This window comes from Stutzerimonas kunmingensis, assembly GCF_032106285.1.
GTDB lineage: Bacteria > Pseudomonadota > Gammaproteobacteria > Pseudomonadales > Pseudomonadaceae > Stutzerimonas > Stutzerimonas kunmingensis_B.
In genome coordinates this window covers 124,939-138,356 of sequence record NZ_DAMCPO010000004.1, presented here as the reverse complement: position 1 = coordinate 138,356, position 13,418 = coordinate 124,939, and the positions used below count along the sequence as shown (strand labels likewise).

Sequence of the window (13,418 nt, the reverse complement as noted above, 5' to 3'; positions counted from 1 at the left end):
TTTTGCGGAACCATCCGCGCTCAACTGAATCCCTTAGAACACCCAGCGTTGCGGTTGAGTGAGCACGTTCGCCTCGCCTGAGTTGAGGGTGGTGATCTGTGCGCGTTCCAAATTGCTCGTGCGCTGAATGGAGAACTGGGAAGAGGGCTCGTATCGCTGTTGCTGCGGTTCGGCGGATGGCAGCTGCGAGGCTGTCAGGGCGGCAAATGTAAAGCCTGTAGTAAGAAGAAAAGCCGACTTGATCATGAGCGTTATCCTTCGCGTCACGTTAACTTTGCCTAGCTATTGCAGTAGCTGTGCCAAAGTTAATCTGGATAAAAACTCTTATAAATCAATAAGTTGGCTTTGTGTTGAAGCGAGTTTTGCTTGCGCTTTGCACGGATGACTGATAGCGGTCATGCAATTTGCATTGCTGAGTGTGAGAGGCGTATTCGGCTGTAGGAGGCTGCATGGCGTCAGGTCTACGATGCGCATGACAAATCATGCTTGGCTCGTTACCATGCCCGCCGCGTGATGTCCCAGTAGCTCAATTGGATAGAGCATCCCCCTCCTAAGGGGAAGGTTGTGAGTTCGAACCTCGCCTGGGACGCCATAAGATTTCGCACAGCGATCACGTTCAGATAGCAAGGCTTGTGACTCGGCTGTGCCGCTTTTCCGCGACAAGCCTTGAGCTGAGCGGTGGTCTGGCAAGGCCCGCTGCGCGGCGCGTTAGCCGAACGGTGAGGCGGAATTGTCGCGGCGTGCATCGCGTTGAAGCTGGTACACGAGCTTTTCAATCTGACGTTGCGTCAGTCCGCTGAGGCGATGAAAGCGCAGCCCGCAGATCGAAGTTCCAGACTTTTCATCAATGGCCACGTGACGAAGCTCGACTTCCGTCTGGATCGCGCCAATGGGTAGCTTCGCGATCATCTCGTAGACTTGTCCCGTTTGAAGGATGGCCTGTTGGTCGCCCTTTACGCTCAGCTTGCAGCCAGTAGCCGATATATCGAGCAGTCTGCCTTCCAGGGCTTTTCTTACTGTTGAGCCGCCGAGTTGCGCAGCGACGGTGATCTCTTTCAGCTGTGCGCGATAAGCATTGCGGCGCTGATGGTAAGTGAGCGTTGTCGGGGTTGGGATCCAATAGCAGCGAGCGCCATCAATCTCGCCGGTATGAACCTGTTGGTCGCTCGTCCAGGAGAGTCGTGCGCCTTCGTAGAATCCTTCTATATGAATCGGCTCGCCTTGCAATAGCAGTCTCTCGCCGTCATTGGGGATCAATTCGTCGAGCGCTATCCAGCCGGTTTCACGGTTCATTTCAACCAGAAAACTCTGGTAGCGCTGGTTGCGCTCATGGAAGCGAAGCGTGAGGGGGGTGTTGTTGTCCAGAAGGGGACGCAGATTGGCGTAAATCTCGAGTGGCGCCGTCAGTGCCTTGGGAGGCTGCGGGCCTTCATCGCCGAGGAATAAGCTAGACACGGGCCGATGCTCTCCGGCGCATTGTTGTCACCATCGCGTTGCGTCCTTGTGGCGGTCTATCGTTCAGGCTTGGCTCAGAGGCCGTTGCGGCTTGTTCTTGGCGGAACCGCCACGATTGTCATACAGGCCGGGTGTATCGTCCTTGCCTTGGAGAATGTGCAGCATTCCGCCGAGGGCGCTTTGATTGGCTCGGATGAGACGGCCATTTCTTTCATTGGCGCTACGGCAGCGCTCAAGCTCTGTCTCCAGCGATAGCGCTCGCTCAAGGGTGAGCGCACCGTCCTTCGATCTATTTGCGGCCGCTTCAAGTCCGGCGCGATCAGGCGTCAGCTGCAATCCCGCAAGCCACTGGCTACGCTGAGTGCCATGCTGTCCAAGCAGTGCCAGTAACGGCTGCTTCTTCGCTAATATCGCCTCTAGCTCCGCCAGATTGCGTTCACCCAGTGCGGTGAACTCTTGATCGATGAGTTCAAGGAGCTGGCGTGCGATGCCGATATCATCGGTTAGCTGCTCAAGCAGGGCTGTTTCTTGCATTTCGTGCTCTGGGCTTGCTCGCGTGTATGTGTCGGCTCAGGTTCAGCGCTGGGTCTCGAACGCGAGCAGCTTGGATGCGACGCGTTGGCTATCAACCTGGTAGGAGCCATCAGCGATCGCCTGTTTCAGCTTCTCAACGCGCTCCTGATCCACTGCGGGCTGCTCGTTCAATTTGTCAGCCGCGTGCTGCAGGCGCTGGGCTTCAGGGCTCAGTTGAACGGTGTCGCTAGTGTTGGAGTTGACGCTGTCGGTTTTAGGCGCTTCGCTAGCAGGCCCTTGCTGGGTGCCGGCAGTACGCTCGTTGCCTTGTACGCCGCTGCGCCCGTTAGGGGCGTTCAGTGGACTGTTGGGTCGATTGAAGTCGATGACCATGATGCAAACCTCGAAGGAATCAGGACGCTTGCCATGTGTTCGGCAACAATGGAGGAAACTTTAGCCTTTTTTTCCAGCGAACACACTGGAAAACTGCGGCATGCGGACATGCTACATTGCCACTTCAACCTGCCCTGGGCCAGTCACTCGGGCCTTGATAGTGCGACCGGAACGTTGGTTCTTGACCGGGATCTGTTTGCCCGTAACGCCATCGGCCATCGCCTCGCCGGGCATGCGTACGCTTATCGAGCCCGACCTGGCCGTGATGACCACCTGATCACCTTTGCGTACTACCTTCGCCATTTCCAGCTGATTAGGCGTGATGACCTGATCTGGCTGAGCCGGCCGTGTCAGCTTGTTACCCAGCGCCTCGTCGTGTCTTGTCAGGTATCCCTGAGTAAGGATGGACACGTCCCGTTCGGCTAGCCTCACGTCGGCATCGGTCAATACTGTGCCGCGCAGAAGTGATTTGCTGGCGACAAGGACCTGACGATAAAGGCGGACGTGGCTAGGGATGAATACCGACCATGGGCTGCTGCCTTCGCAACTTACCCGTACGCTCACACGTCCTACAGGGATAGCGGTGCTGCCAAGGTTGGTCGTGAGAGTTTGATCGCATTGATTCAAGCGCAAACGAGGGTCCAGCCTGGCTACTTCGACCTCGTAGCGTGCATCGATAGCGCTGCGGCTTAAATACTCGCTTACTGTCTGCTCAAGAAACTGCTCGGTCACGTCGATAAGCTGCTGAGGATGTGACAAGGTTGACGCGTGGGTGAACTGAGAAAACACGCACAGCATTGATAGCAGCACATTTCTGTACGGTAGCCGGCCGCGCCGGAAAATGGTCATTTGGACGTTCATATCCCAACCAAAGCAAGGGGCGTGCCGCGTCCTCGGCCCCAATAATCTGCAAGCAGAGAGGAAGACTGGCATGGCCGGTGTATTGGATTCGGTTAACCAGCGTACCCAGTTGGTGGGGCAAAACCGTTTGGAGCTGCTGCTTTTTCGTCTCGAAGGCGAGCAGCTATATGGCATCAACGTGTTCAAGGTGCGCGAAGTGTTGCAGTGCCCGCGCCTGACCGTGATGCCCAAATGCGGCCGGGTGGTACGGGGCGTTGCAAGCATTCGCGGCAGCACCCTGCCTATCCTCGATCTGTCGCTCGCCACGGGCAAGTCGGCGCTGATGGATTTGCAGAATTCTTTCGCTGTCATCACCGAGTACAACAACAGAACGCTGGGTTTCCTGGTGAGCTCGGTTGAAAGGATCGTCAATCTGAACTGGGAAGCGATCCTGCCTCCGCCAAAGGGTGCAGGGCGCGATCATTACCTGACGGCCGTAACTCACATCGACAACAAGCTGGTGGAGATCATCGATGTGGAAAAGGTGCTGGCAGAAGTTGCACCGACCTCCGAAGAGGTGTCAGCCGATGTGGTCGATGACGATACCCGTGCCAGGGCGCTTTCGTGTCGCGTGCTCATCGTCGACGACTCGTCTGTGGCGCGTAAGCAGATTGCTCGTTGCCTGGAAAATATCGGTATCGAGGTCGTCAAGCTGAATGATGGACGGGAGGCCCTCAATTATCTGAAGCGAATGGCTGACGAGGGCAAGAAGCCGGCTGAAGAGTTTCTGATGATGATTTCCGATATTGAAATGCCGGAAATGGATGGCTATACCCTGACTACCGAGGTGCGGCACGATCCGCGCATGCAAGGTATGCATATACTCCTGCATACTTCCCTTTCCGGCGTGTTCAACCAGAACATGGTGAAACGGGCGGGGGCGGATGACTTCCTCGCCAAATTCCAGCCTGATGATCTCGCTGCCCGAGTGGCTGAGCGGATCAGGCAGGCGGATGCAAACTGAGGCTAGTTCCTCTCTCATGATGGTGAGGCTTTGATTGGTGTCAGTCGATCTGGATTTCGAGCAGTTCCGGGTGTTTCTTGAAAAGACGTGCGGCATTCTGCTGGGCAGTAACAAGCAGTATCTGGTGTTCAGTCGGCTGAACAAGCTGATGGAACAACAAGGCATCAAGACGCTGGGCGATCTGGTCCGGAAGATTCAGGCACAGCCACGTAGCGGGCTTCGGGAATTAGTCGTCGATGCTATGACGACCAACGAAACGCTCTGGTTTCGTGACACCTACCCTTTCGAAGTGCTCAAGAGTCGTGTACTGCCAGAGATGCTCAAGACTGGTGCGGGGCAGCGTCTGCGGATCTGGTCGGCGGCATGCTCGTCTGGGCAGGAACCGTACTCTCTGTCGATGTCCATCGATGAGTACGAGCGCAGCAATCCCAGTCAGGCGAAAACCGGGGTGCAGATCGTGGCTACCGAGCTGTCCGGCGCGATGCTTGCGGCGTGCAAGGCGGCAGAATACGACAGTCTGGCAATTGCTCGCGGCCTGTCCCGTGACCGCCTGCAGCGCTACTTCGATGTCAAGGCACCAGGGCGGTGGGCGGTCAAGCCCGCGATCCGTTCGCGGGTCGAGTTCAGGGTGCAGAATTTGCTCGACAGCTATGCCGCGCTGGGCAAGTTCGACATCGTGTTCTGCCGTAACGTACTGATCTACTTTTCCGCCGATGTGAAGAAGGACATTCTCAAGCGCATTCATGCGACGTTGCGCCCAGGCGGCTATCTGTTTCTTGGCGCCTCAGAAGCGCTCAACGGCCTGCCTGAGCTGTATCAGATGGTCCAGTGCAGTCCGGGAATCATCTACAAGGCGAAATAGCCGGCATGACGCCGGCGGCAGAAAACCGTCATGCAACATGGCGGGTGCGGCAAAAAAGCGGTAAAGCCTTGCCGCTTTTGACGCCCTCTAACCAAGAGTTTTCTGGTTAGGCTAATAAAATCAATGGTTTGCGTTCAGTGGCATGAGCTTTGCTGGTGTTTGCGTAAGCAGACTTGTATCCGGCAGAGGGCCAGATCATGAGCATCAGTTTCGATAAGGCACTGGGTTTACACGAGAAGGCACTCGGTTTTCGCTCGCAGCGCGCCGAAGTGCTGGCGAACAATATCGCCAACGCCGACACGCCTAACTACAAGGCCCGCGATCTGGACTTCAGCAGCGTGCTTGCCGAGCAGTCCGCTCGCAGCCAGGGTGGGTTCGGGGTAACGCGGACCAGTGACAAGCATATTGCCGCCGAGGGGTTGGAGATTGCCGATGCCTCCTTGCGCTTCCGCACTCCCGCGCATCCCTCGCTTGATCAGAACACTGTCGATCTGCAGATCGAGCAATCCAACTACGCGAAGAACGCCGTTGACTTTCAGGCGAGCTTCACCCTGCTCAATAGCAAGTTCAAAGGGCTGATCAGTGCCCTGCGCGGCGAGTAAAGGAGTTTCCCATGTCTCTAAGCAGCGTCTTTAACATTGCCGGTAGTGGCATGAGTGCCCAGAGCACCCGTCTGAACACTATATCCAGCAACATCGCGAACGCCGAAACCGTTTCATCTAGCGTCGATCAGACTTACCGCGCTCGGCATCCCGTGTTTGCAACCGTATTTCAGCAGGCCGGCGGCCAGCCCGACCAGTCGCTTTTCGCGGAGCAGGATCAGGCGGGCGTAGGTGTTCAGGTGTTGGGTGTAGTCGAGGATCAGGGCGAGCTGCAGGCGCGCTACGAACCCAATCATCCGGCCGCTGATGAGGCAGGCTACGTGTATTACCCGAACGTCAATGTGGTGGAAGAGATGGCCGACATGATTTCAGCCAGTCGCGCGTTTCAGACCAACGCCGAGCTGATGAATACGGCCAAGACCATGTTGCAGAAAGTGCTGACGCTGGGTCAGTGATCGTTACGAGAGCGCATTCATGAGCACTACAAGCGGCGTTGGCGGTACCAGTTCGATACTCGAGCAGTACCAGTTCGGAGAGGATCGCGAGGTCAAGGGGAACGACCTTGGCAAGAACGAGTTCCTTGAACTGCTGGTTGCCCAGATGAACAACCAGAATCCGCTGGAACCTCAGGAAAACGGCGAGTTCATCGGTCAGCTGGCGCAGTTCAGCACCGTCGAGGGTGTCGAGAAACTGAATTCCAGCATGGAAACCATCCTTTCCGGCTATCAGTCTTCGCAGGCGCTCCAGGCCTCGTCCCTGGTCGGGCGCAAGGTGATCGTGCCGGCCGACAAGGCCGTGGTCGATACCAGTGAAACCTTCAAGGCCAGCCTGGTGCTGCCGACGTCGAGCAGCAATGTGTTCGTGAACATCTACGACAGTACCGGCGCTGCGGTTGGTCGCGTGAACATGGGTGCGCAAGAGGCCGGGAACATCTCCTTCATGTGGGATGGCAAGGATTCCAGCGGCAAGGTCTTGCCGCCCGGCACCTATCGATTCGAGGCGCAGGCTACGTATCAGGGCGAAACCAAGGGGTTGTATACCTTGCTGCCGGCTAACGTCGACAGCGTAACCCTCGGGCAGAACGGCGGGGAGCTGATGCTCAACCTTGCCGGTGTTGGCAGCATCGGGCTTTCTCAAGTCCAGGTCATCGGACAATAACCGCCGGCACTTCGGCAAAGGAGCGATTCAATGTCCTTCAATATCGGTCTTAGCGGCCTGCGTGCGGCGAGTAAAGATCTCAATGTCACCGGCAACAACATTGCCAACGCCGGCACCGTGGGCTTCAAACAATCGCGTGCGGAGTTCTCCGATGTGTATGCGGCCTCCGTGCTCGGCACCGGGAAAAACCCGCAGGGCAGCGGTGTGCTGATGTCGAACATTTCTCAGCAGTTCAATCAGGGCAACATCAACTACACGCAGAATGCGCTGGATCTGGCGATCAATGGCAACGGCTTCTTCCAGGTCAGCAACAATGGCGCAGTCAGCTATACGCGCGCGGGTTATTTCGGTACCGACCGTGAGGGCTTCCTGGTCGATAACTTCGGCTACAAGCTGCAAGGCTTCCCGGTAGATGACAACGGCAATCTGCAGAACGGCGTCGTGGGTGACTTGCAGGTGCAGACGACCAATCAGGCGCCGAAGGCTACCAGTCAGATCGATACGGCGTTCAACCTGAACTCGACACAGAAAGCGCCCGTAACATGGCAGGCATCGTACGATAGTGTGATCGACAAGGCTTATCGCGACAACTTCACGACTGATTCGAAGTTGGTGACTGCGATGAACAGCTGGTTGACTACAAACGCAGATATTCCGTCAGCACCGACCGCCGCTGAGCGAGCAAGCGCTTACAAGGACGCTTTGATAAATGTTCCCGCCGCTGATCGGACAGCTTACGACGACGTGATGTTATCCAGCGTTGGAAGTATCGCGATTCCTGATGAAGAGCTTGGTCCAAAGGTCGTCGAGGCTATAGCTGCTGCGGAAGTTGCGGCTGTAGAGGTTGCCAAGGCCGCTTCGGGGACTGAGGCTGTAAAGCTTCTTGCGCTCAGCACAGCAGACGCGACATTCAATCCGGCCGATCCGACCACATATAACAGTTCGACGTCGCTGAACATTTACGACTCGCAGGGTAACGCGCACGTCATGACGCAGTACTTCGTCAAGACTAGCGCCAATACCTGGGATATGAAGGTGCTGATTGATGGTCGTAATCCGGCTGCTCCTGGTCAAGAGCCGCCAGAGCCCTATGTGATGGGACTGACTTTCAACTCTTCCGGTGCTCTAACCAGCATTGGGAATCCGGAGGCTGGCCCTTTTACCGTTGGGGCTGATCTCAAAGTTACCTTGAATAGTCCTAGCGCGACCAATCCGGACGGCTGGATTCCTGCCATATCCGACGGCGGTACTCCCGCTACATGGTCGCCCAACGGCGCGCTGGCCAACCCGGACGGCATCGTTCTCGACTTTTCCAAGTCATCGCAGTTCGCCAGTGCCTTCGCGGTGAACAGTGTTGCTCAGGATGGTTACACCACCGGTGAGCTGGCAGGTCTGGAAATCGACGACACCGGTGTGATCTTCGCTCGCTACACCAATGGTCAGTCCAAGGTGCAGGGGCAGATCATCCTGGCGAACTTCGCCAATGTTCAAGGCCTTACCCCGGTGGGCAAGTCGCAGTGGGTGCAATCGTTCGAGTCAGGTGAGCCCGTGGTCGGTACGCCTGGCTCCGGTACGCTCGGTGCACTGCAGGCCGGTGCGCTGGAGGACTCCAACGTCGAGCTTTCGGACCAACTGGTCAATCTGATCGTCGCCCAGCGCAACTATCAGGCGAACGCCAAGACCATCGAAACCGAAAGCGCTATCACGCAGACCATCATCAATCTGCGGTGATAGCCCGCGGCAAAGAACGGTTGCCGCTGACGGCATTATTCCGCCGCTCCTTTCGAAGAAGGCCCGTAAGGGCCTTCTTCGTTTCTGTAAAAGCTATATAAATCAGCTTCTTAAGTGGTCCTTTCGGTGATGGCACGCGCCTTGCATTTTTCATCTGCAACAGAATCGTAAGTGTCAAACTCGCGTCTCGGAGATGTCGATGGACAAGATGCTCTACGTGGCCATGACCGGTGCCAGCCAGAATGCGCGGGCCCAGCAGGCCCATGCCAACAATCTGGCGAATATTTCCACCACCGGCTTTCGCCGGGATTTCGAGCAAGCCCGTTCGATGCAGGTCTTTGGCGACAGTCATCCTGCGCGGGTGTATGCGATGTCCGAGCGTCCGGGCACCGACTTCACGCCGGGCACCTTGCAGGAAACCGGTCGTGATCTTGATGTCGCCGTCGAAGGCGAGGGCTGGATTGCGGTGCAGGCGCCAGATGGCAGTGAGGCCTACGTCCGCACCGGCAGCCTGAATATTGACGTGCTTGGCATGTTGCGTACCGCAGACGGTATGCCGGTGCTGGGCAATGGTGGGCCGATCGCGATTCCGCCGGAAGAGAAGGTGGACGTCGGCAATGACGGCACCATCAGTATTCGCGCGCTGGGCGAGGACCCGAACGTTGTGGTCACCGTGGATCGCATCAAGCTGGTCAACCCTGATCCGCAGCAGCTGGAAAAGGGCACTGATGGCCTGATTCGGCTGAAGGATGGCCAGCCTATCGAGCCTGACGCGAACGTACGGGTCGTCTCGGGTTTTCTCGAGGCGAGCAATGTGAATGCGGTATCCGAAATGACTTCCATCCTGGCGCTGTCTCGCCAGTTCGAACTGCACGTAAAGATGATGCGCACCGCCGAAGATGACGCGGCTGCCATGGCGCGCGTACTGCAACTCAGCTAATAGCGTGGCGCCGGCGGCGCACGAGGAGAAAGCTCATGCTTCCAGCACTTTGGGTCAGCAAGACCGGACTGTCCGCCCAGGACATGAACCTGACCACCATTTCCAACAACCTGGCCAACGTGTCCACCACCGGCTTCAAGAAGGACCGCGCCGAGTTTCAGGATCTGCTCTATCAGATTCGTCGGCAACCAGGCGGTCAGTCCAGCCAGGACAGCGAATTGCCCTCCGGCCTGCAGCTGGGTACCGGTGTGCGCGTCACCGGCACGCAAAAAATCTTTACCACCGGCAGCCTGCAAACCACTGAGCAGCCGCTGGACATGGCCATCAACGGACGCGGTTTTTTCCAAGTACTGCTGCCCGATGGCACGGTTTCCTACACCCGTGACGGTAGCTTCCACCTTAGTTCGGACGGCCAGCTGGTGACTTCCAACGGTTATGCGCTGGAGCCGGCCATCGTGGTACCGCCGGAAACTCAGACTTTCACCGTGGGCGAGGACGGCACTGTCTCGGTGACCACCGTGGGCAATCCGCAGCCGCAGATCATCGGCAACCTGCAGACGGCCGACTTCATCAACCCGGCAGGTCTTCAGGCGATGGGCAGCAACCTGTTCCTGGAAACTGCCGCCAGTGGTGCGCCGCAGGTGAGTACGCCGGGCCTCAACGGTTTGGGTACGGTGCTGCAGAACACCTTGGAAAACTCCAACGTCAGCGTCGTTGAGGAACTGGTGAACATGATCACCACCCAGCGTGCCTACGAGATGAATTCCAAGGTCATATCCACCGCCGACCAGATGCTGTCGTTCGTCACGCAGCAGCTCTGATCGCGCGTTCGCCGTTGTATACGGGCACGCACGCCTTGTGCTGCTCGCAGTAGTTTCGATGGCCTGTCATGGCTTGAGGTGTTTATGAGCCGTTTGCTGATCGTTGTGTCGATGTCGTCCGCCCTGGCGCTGGCCGGATGTGTTGCCCCTGCGCCGAAACCGAACGATCCGTACTACGCACCGGTGCTGCCGCGCACGCCGTTGCCGGCGGCGCAGAACAACGGCGCAATCTATCAGGCAGGCTTCGAGACCAATCTCTACGATGACCGCAAGGCCCATCGGGTCGGCGACATCATCACCATCACGCTCAATGAGCGTACTCAGGCCAGCAAGAACGCCTCGTCGCAGCTTTCGAAGGACAGCAGCGCCAACATCGGGCTTGGCTCGCTGTTCGGCGGAGCCGTCTCGATGGCCAATCCGTTGACCGGCAACTCGATGAGTCTGGGCGCCGAGTACGACGCGTCACGAGATACTTCCGGTTCTGGACAGGCCGGACAGAGCAACAGCCTGTCCGGTTCGATCACCGTGACCGTCTCCGAAGTGCTGCCCAACGGCATCCTCGCCGTGCGCGGCGAGAAGTGGATGACGCTCAATACCGGCGACGAACTGGTGCGCATTGCGGGCCTGGTTCGCGCAGACGATATCTCTACCGACAACACGGTCCCGTCTACCCGCATTGCCGATGCACGCATTACCTATTCGGGCACCGGCGCCTTTGCCGATGCGAGCCAGCCTGGCTGGCTAGACCGATTCTTCATGAGCCCGATGTGGCCCTTCTGACCGGAGCTGATGTCATGTGGAAAAAACTGCTTCTGCTCGCGGGTTTGCTCACGCTCTGTGCTGGCGCACAGGCCGAGCGTCTGAAGGATGTCGCGACCATCCATGGTGTTCGTAGTAACCAGCTGATCGGCTACGGTCTGGTTGTCGGCTTGAACGGTAGCGGTGACCAGACCACCCAGACGCCGTTCACCGTGCAGACCTTCAACAACATGCTGGCCCAGTTCGGCATCAAGGTGCCGGCCGGTGGCAACATTCAGCTGAAGAACGTCGCGGCGGTGTCGATTCATGCCGAACTGCCACCCTTTGCCAAGCCGGGACAGACCATCGACATCACCGTCTCGTCTATCGGTAACGCCAAGAGCCTGCGTGGCGGCAGCCTGTTGATGGCGCCGCTGAAGGGTATCGACGGCAACGTCTACGCCATCGCCCAGGGCAACCTAGTGGTAGGAGGCTTCGATGCCGGTGGCGCCGATGGCTCGCGGATCACCGTCAATTCGCCGTCGGCTGGCCGGATCCCGGGTGGCGCGACGGTCGAACGGCCGGTGCCGAGCGGCTTCAATCAGGGCAATACACTGACGCTGAATCTCAACCGTCCGGACTTCACCACGGCCAAGAACATCGTCGATCAGATCAACGACCTGCTCGGCCCGGGTGTAGCGCAGGCGCTCGACGGCGGCTCGATCAGCGTGACCGCGCCGCTGGATCCGAGTCAGCGCGTGGACTACCTGTCGATTCTGGAAAATCTCGAAGTAGAGGTTGGCCAGGCCGTGGCCAAGGTCATCATCAATTCGCGTACCGGGACGATCGTGATCGGCCAGAACGTGCGGGTGCAACCTGCCGCCGTTACCCACGGCAGCCTGACCGTCACCATCAGCGAAGATCCACAGGTGAGCCAGCCGGAGCCCTTCTCGGATGGTCAGACTGTCGTCGTGCCCAACAGCAAGGTAAAAGCCGATCAGGAAGCCAAGCCGATGTTCAAGTTCGGCCCGGGTACCACGCTGGATGAGATCGTCCGGGCGGTGAACCAGGTGGGCGCTGCGCCCAGCGACCTGATGGCAATTCTTGAAGCACTGAAGCAGGCTGGCGCTCTGCAAGCCGACCTGATCGTGATCTAAGGGCAGGGATATGGAAAATCGTCTCGGAAGCGGAGCGCGCGGCCTCGACAGCGGCAGCTACAACGACCTCAATCGTCTCAGCCAGCTCAAAGTTGGCAAGGATCGGGACGGTGAGGAGAACGTGCGCAAGGTTGCGCAGGAGTTCGAGTCGTTGTTTCTCAACGAAATGCTCAAGTCGATGCGTTCGGCAACCGAAGTGCTGGCCAAGGACAACCCGCTGAACAGTCAGGCCAGCAAGCAGTACCAGGATATGTATGACCAGCAGCTGTCTGTCAGTCTTTCGAAGGAAGGCGGTGGCATCGGGCTGGCGGACGTACTGGTGCGCCAGTTGAGCAAGCAGACCGAAACCGCGACACGCAACAATCCCTTTGCCCAGGTTGCGCAGACCGAAGGCGCCGCATGGCCGAGCAAGCCGGCCGCTGCCGTCGAGTCCGCACGAGATGATTCCCGGTTGCTGAATCAGCGTCGTCTTGCGTTACCAGGCCGGGCGATCGAGCGGCAAGTGGCAGATGTATCGGCGACTGCGCAGAAAGCTGCCGCAGAAGGTGCACAGCCTCTGGTCGACCTCGATTGGAAACCCGCCACGGCGTTCGTGCCCCCCAAGGACAAGCCGTTGGTCGTCAATGGTGTCGAGAAAAGTGCGCCCAACGCGCCGAGCAAGACGCGGTTCAATTCGTCCGAAGAGTTCATCGCCACCATGCTGCCCATGGCAGAGAAAGCGGCCGAACGCCTGGGCATCGAGCCGCGTTTCCTGGTCGCACAAGCTGCGCTGGAGACCGGCTGGGGTAAATCCATGATCCGTCAGAAGGACGGCAGTAACAGCCACAACCTGTTCGGCATCAAGGCGACCGGGTGGAAAGGGGAGTCGGCTACCGTGATGACCACCGAGTACGTCAACGGTACGGCAACCCGCGAGAGAGCGGGCTTCCGCGCCTACGATTCGTTCGAGCAGAGCTTCGACGACTTCGTCAGCCTGCTGGAAAACAACGACCGTTATCGGACCGCCATTCAGGTGGCGAGCAATACCGGCGATTCGGAACGCTTCGTCAAGGAGCTGCAGAAAGCCGGCTACGCCACCGACCCACAATACGCGCGCAAGATCAGCCAGATCGCCCGCAAGATGCAGACTTACCAGACCGTTGCCGACGCGAATTCGGTGCCCGCCATGCGGACCAGAGGCTAAA

The 13,418-nt window shown here is 58.2% G+C and carries 16 protein-coding genes and 1 tRNA gene; 12 read left to right on the top strand and 5 right to left on the bottom strand.

The genetic code is table 11. The annotated features are described in order from the left end of the window. Positions 1 to 33 precede the first annotated feature (33 nt). Positions 34 to 246: a hypothetical protein gene (locus tag RT582_RS04905; RefSeq protein WP_312943943.1), complete on the bottom strand. Its 213-nt coding sequence runs from the start codon at positions 244 to 246 to the stop codon at positions 34 to 36. 269 nt (positions 247 to 515) lie between these two features. Here RT582_RS04905 and RT582_RS04900 point away from each other — a divergent pair. Continuing rightward, a tRNA-Arg gene (locus RT582_RS04900) sits at positions 516 to 592 on the top strand. A 116-nt stretch (positions 593 to 708) separates the two neighbouring features. Here RT582_RS04900 and RT582_RS04895 read toward each other — a convergent pair. The 4 genes from RT582_RS04895 to flgA all read right to left on the bottom strand — a co-directional run bounded on the left by RT582_RS04895 (position 709) and on the right by flgA (position 3,210). Next, complete coding sequence (locus tag RT582_RS04895) at positions 709 to 1,455, bottom strand: flagellar brake protein (RefSeq protein WP_042923625.1); 747 nt, start codon at positions 1,453 to 1,455, stop codon at positions 709 to 711. Positions 1,456 to 1,518: 63 nt separating this feature from the next. Next, positions 1,519 to 1,989 carry a flagella synthesis protein FlgN gene (locus RT582_RS04890; protein ID WP_023445477.1) on the bottom strand — a complete coding sequence of 157 codons (471 nt, stop codon included), beginning with the start codon at positions 1,987 to 1,989 and terminating at the stop codon, positions 1,519 to 1,521. A gap of 42 nt (positions 1,990 to 2,031) precedes the next feature. Next, positions 2,032 to 2,361: a flagellar biosynthesis anti-sigma factor FlgM gene (gene flgM / locus RT582_RS04885; RefSeq protein WP_014819766.1), complete on the bottom strand. Its 330-nt coding sequence runs from the start codon at positions 2,359 to 2,361 to the stop codon at positions 2,032 to 2,034. Positions 2,362 to 2,472: 111 nt separating this feature from the next. Continuing rightward, positions 2,473 to 3,210: a flagellar basal body P-ring formation chaperone FlgA gene (gene flgA / locus RT582_RS04880; protein ID WP_023445476.1), complete on the bottom strand. Its 738-nt coding sequence runs from the start codon at positions 3,208 to 3,210 to the stop codon at positions 2,473 to 2,475. 82 nt (positions 3,211 to 3,292) lie between these two features. Here flgA and RT582_RS04875 point away from each other — a divergent pair, with 82 nt between their 5' ends. The 11 genes from RT582_RS04875 to flgJ all read left to right on the top strand — a co-directional run bounded on the left by RT582_RS04875 (position 3,293) and on the right by flgJ (position 13,417). Then, on the top strand, positions 3,293 to 4,225 hold the full coding sequence (locus RT582_RS04875; protein WP_014819768.1) for a chemotaxis protein CheV: 933 nt from the start codon (positions 3,293 to 3,295) through the stop codon (positions 4,223 to 4,225). A 34-nt stretch (positions 4,226 to 4,259) separates the two neighbouring features. Next, complete coding sequence (cheR, locus tag RT582_RS04870) at positions 4,260 to 5,087, top strand: protein-glutamate O-methyltransferase CheR (RefSeq protein WP_313476775.1); 828 nt, start codon at positions 4,260 to 4,262, stop codon at positions 5,085 to 5,087. Between the two features lie 197 nt (positions 5,088 to 5,284). Continuing rightward, entirely contained in the window at positions 5,285 to 5,689 is a 405-nt protein-coding gene (gene flgB / locus RT582_RS04865; RefSeq protein ID WP_014819770.1) for a flagellar basal body rod protein FlgB, read from the top strand. An 11-nt stretch (positions 5,690 to 5,700) separates the two neighbouring features. Further along, positions 5,701 to 6,144 (top strand): flagellar basal body rod protein FlgC, encoded by a 444-nt coding sequence (flgC, locus tag RT582_RS04860; RefSeq protein ID WP_014819771.1) that lies wholly within the window; start codon positions 5,701 to 5,703, stop codon positions 6,142 to 6,144. Positions 6,145 to 6,163: 19 nt separating this feature from the next. Next, positions 6,164 to 6,847 (top strand): flagellar hook assembly protein FlgD, encoded by a 684-nt coding sequence (gene flgD, locus RT582_RS04855; protein ID WP_023445473.1) that lies wholly within the window; start codon positions 6,164 to 6,166, stop codon positions 6,845 to 6,847. Positions 6,848 to 6,877: 30 nt separating this feature from the next. Continuing rightward, positions 6,878 to 8,578, top strand: coding sequence for a flagellar hook protein FlgE (locus tag RT582_RS04850; protein WP_313476773.1), 1,701 nt, complete (start codon positions 6,878 to 6,880; stop codon positions 8,576 to 8,578). Between the two features lie 199 nt (positions 8,579 to 8,777). Beyond that, the gene (flgF, locus tag RT582_RS04845) at positions 8,778 to 9,518 is read left to right on the top strand and encodes a flagellar basal-body rod protein FlgF (RefSeq protein WP_014819774.1); all 741 of its coding nucleotides are present in this window, start codon (positions 8,778 to 8,780) and stop codon (positions 9,516 to 9,518) included. 35 nt (positions 9,519 to 9,553) lie between these two features. Beyond that, the gene (gene flgG, locus RT582_RS04840) at positions 9,554 to 10,339 is read left to right on the top strand and encodes a flagellar basal-body rod protein FlgG (RefSeq protein ID WP_090519056.1); all 786 of its coding nucleotides are present in this window, start codon (positions 9,554 to 9,556) and stop codon (positions 10,337 to 10,339) included. Between the two features lie 84 nt (positions 10,340 to 10,423). Next, complete coding sequence (gene flgH / locus RT582_RS04835; RefSeq protein ID WP_023445471.1) at positions 10,424 to 11,119, top strand: flagellar basal body L-ring protein FlgH; 696 nt, start codon at positions 10,424 to 10,426, stop codon at positions 11,117 to 11,119. Between the two features lie 14 nt (positions 11,120 to 11,133). Next, positions 11,134 to 12,234 (top strand): flagellar basal body P-ring protein FlgI, encoded by a 1,101-nt coding sequence (locus tag RT582_RS04830; protein WP_023445470.1) that lies wholly within the window; start codon positions 11,134 to 11,136, stop codon positions 12,232 to 12,234. A gap of 10 nt (positions 12,235 to 12,244) precedes the next feature. Continuing rightward, positions 12,245 to 13,417 carry a flagellar assembly peptidoglycan hydrolase FlgJ gene (flgJ, locus tag RT582_RS04825; protein WP_179484558.1) on the top strand — a complete coding sequence of 391 codons (1,173 nt, stop codon included), beginning with the start codon at positions 12,245 to 12,247 and terminating at the stop codon, positions 13,415 to 13,417. Position 13,418: the final 1 nt, after the last annotated feature.

Bases quoted from the DNA above. Each gene is read 5' to 3' on its own strand.
- RT582_RS04905 (WP_312943943.1), bottom strand. From the start codon at position 246: ATGATCAAGTCGGCTTTTCTTCTTACTACAGGCTTTACATTTGCCGCC.
- RT582_RS04890 (WP_023445477.1), bottom strand. From the start codon at position 1,989: ATGCAAGAAACAGCCCTGCTTGAGCAGCTAACCGATGATATCGGCATC.
- flgM (WP_014819766.1), bottom strand. From the start codon at position 2,361: ATGGTCATCGACTTCAATCGACCCAACAGTCCACTGAACGCCCCTAAC.
- flgA (WP_023445476.1), bottom strand. From the start codon at position 3,210: ATGACCATTTTCCGGCGCGGCCGGCTACCGTACAGAAATGTGCTGCTA.
- RT582_RS04875 (WP_014819768.1), top strand. From the start codon at position 3,293: ATGGCCGGTGTATTGGATTCGGTTAACCAGCGTACCCAGTTGGTGGGG.
- flgB (WP_014819770.1), top strand. From the start codon at position 5,285: ATGAGCATCAGTTTCGATAAGGCACTGGGTTTACACGAGAAGGCACTC.
- flgC (WP_014819771.1), top strand. From the start codon at position 5,701: ATGTCTCTAAGCAGCGTCTTTAACATTGCCGGTAGTGGCATGAGTGCC.
- flgD (WP_023445473.1), top strand. From the start codon at position 6,164: ATGAGCACTACAAGCGGCGTTGGCGGTACCAGTTCGATACTCGAGCAG.
- RT582_RS04850 (WP_313476773.1), top strand. From the start codon at position 6,878: ATGTCCTTCAATATCGGTCTTAGCGGCCTGCGTGCGGCGAGTAAAGAT.
- flgF (WP_014819774.1), top strand. From the start codon at position 8,778: ATGGACAAGATGCTCTACGTGGCCATGACCGGTGCCAGCCAGAATGCG.
- flgG (WP_090519056.1), top strand. From the start codon at position 9,554: ATGCTTCCAGCACTTTGGGTCAGCAAGACCGGACTGTCCGCCCAGGAC.
- flgH (WP_023445471.1), top strand. From the start codon at position 10,424: ATGAGCCGTTTGCTGATCGTTGTGTCGATGTCGTCCGCCCTGGCGCTG.
- RT582_RS04830 (WP_023445470.1), top strand. From the start codon at position 11,134: ATGTGGAAAAAACTGCTTCTGCTCGCGGGTTTGCTCACGCTCTGTGCT.
- flgJ (WP_179484558.1), top strand. From the start codon at position 12,245: ATGGAAAATCGTCTCGGAAGCGGAGCGCGCGGCCTCGACAGCGGCAGC.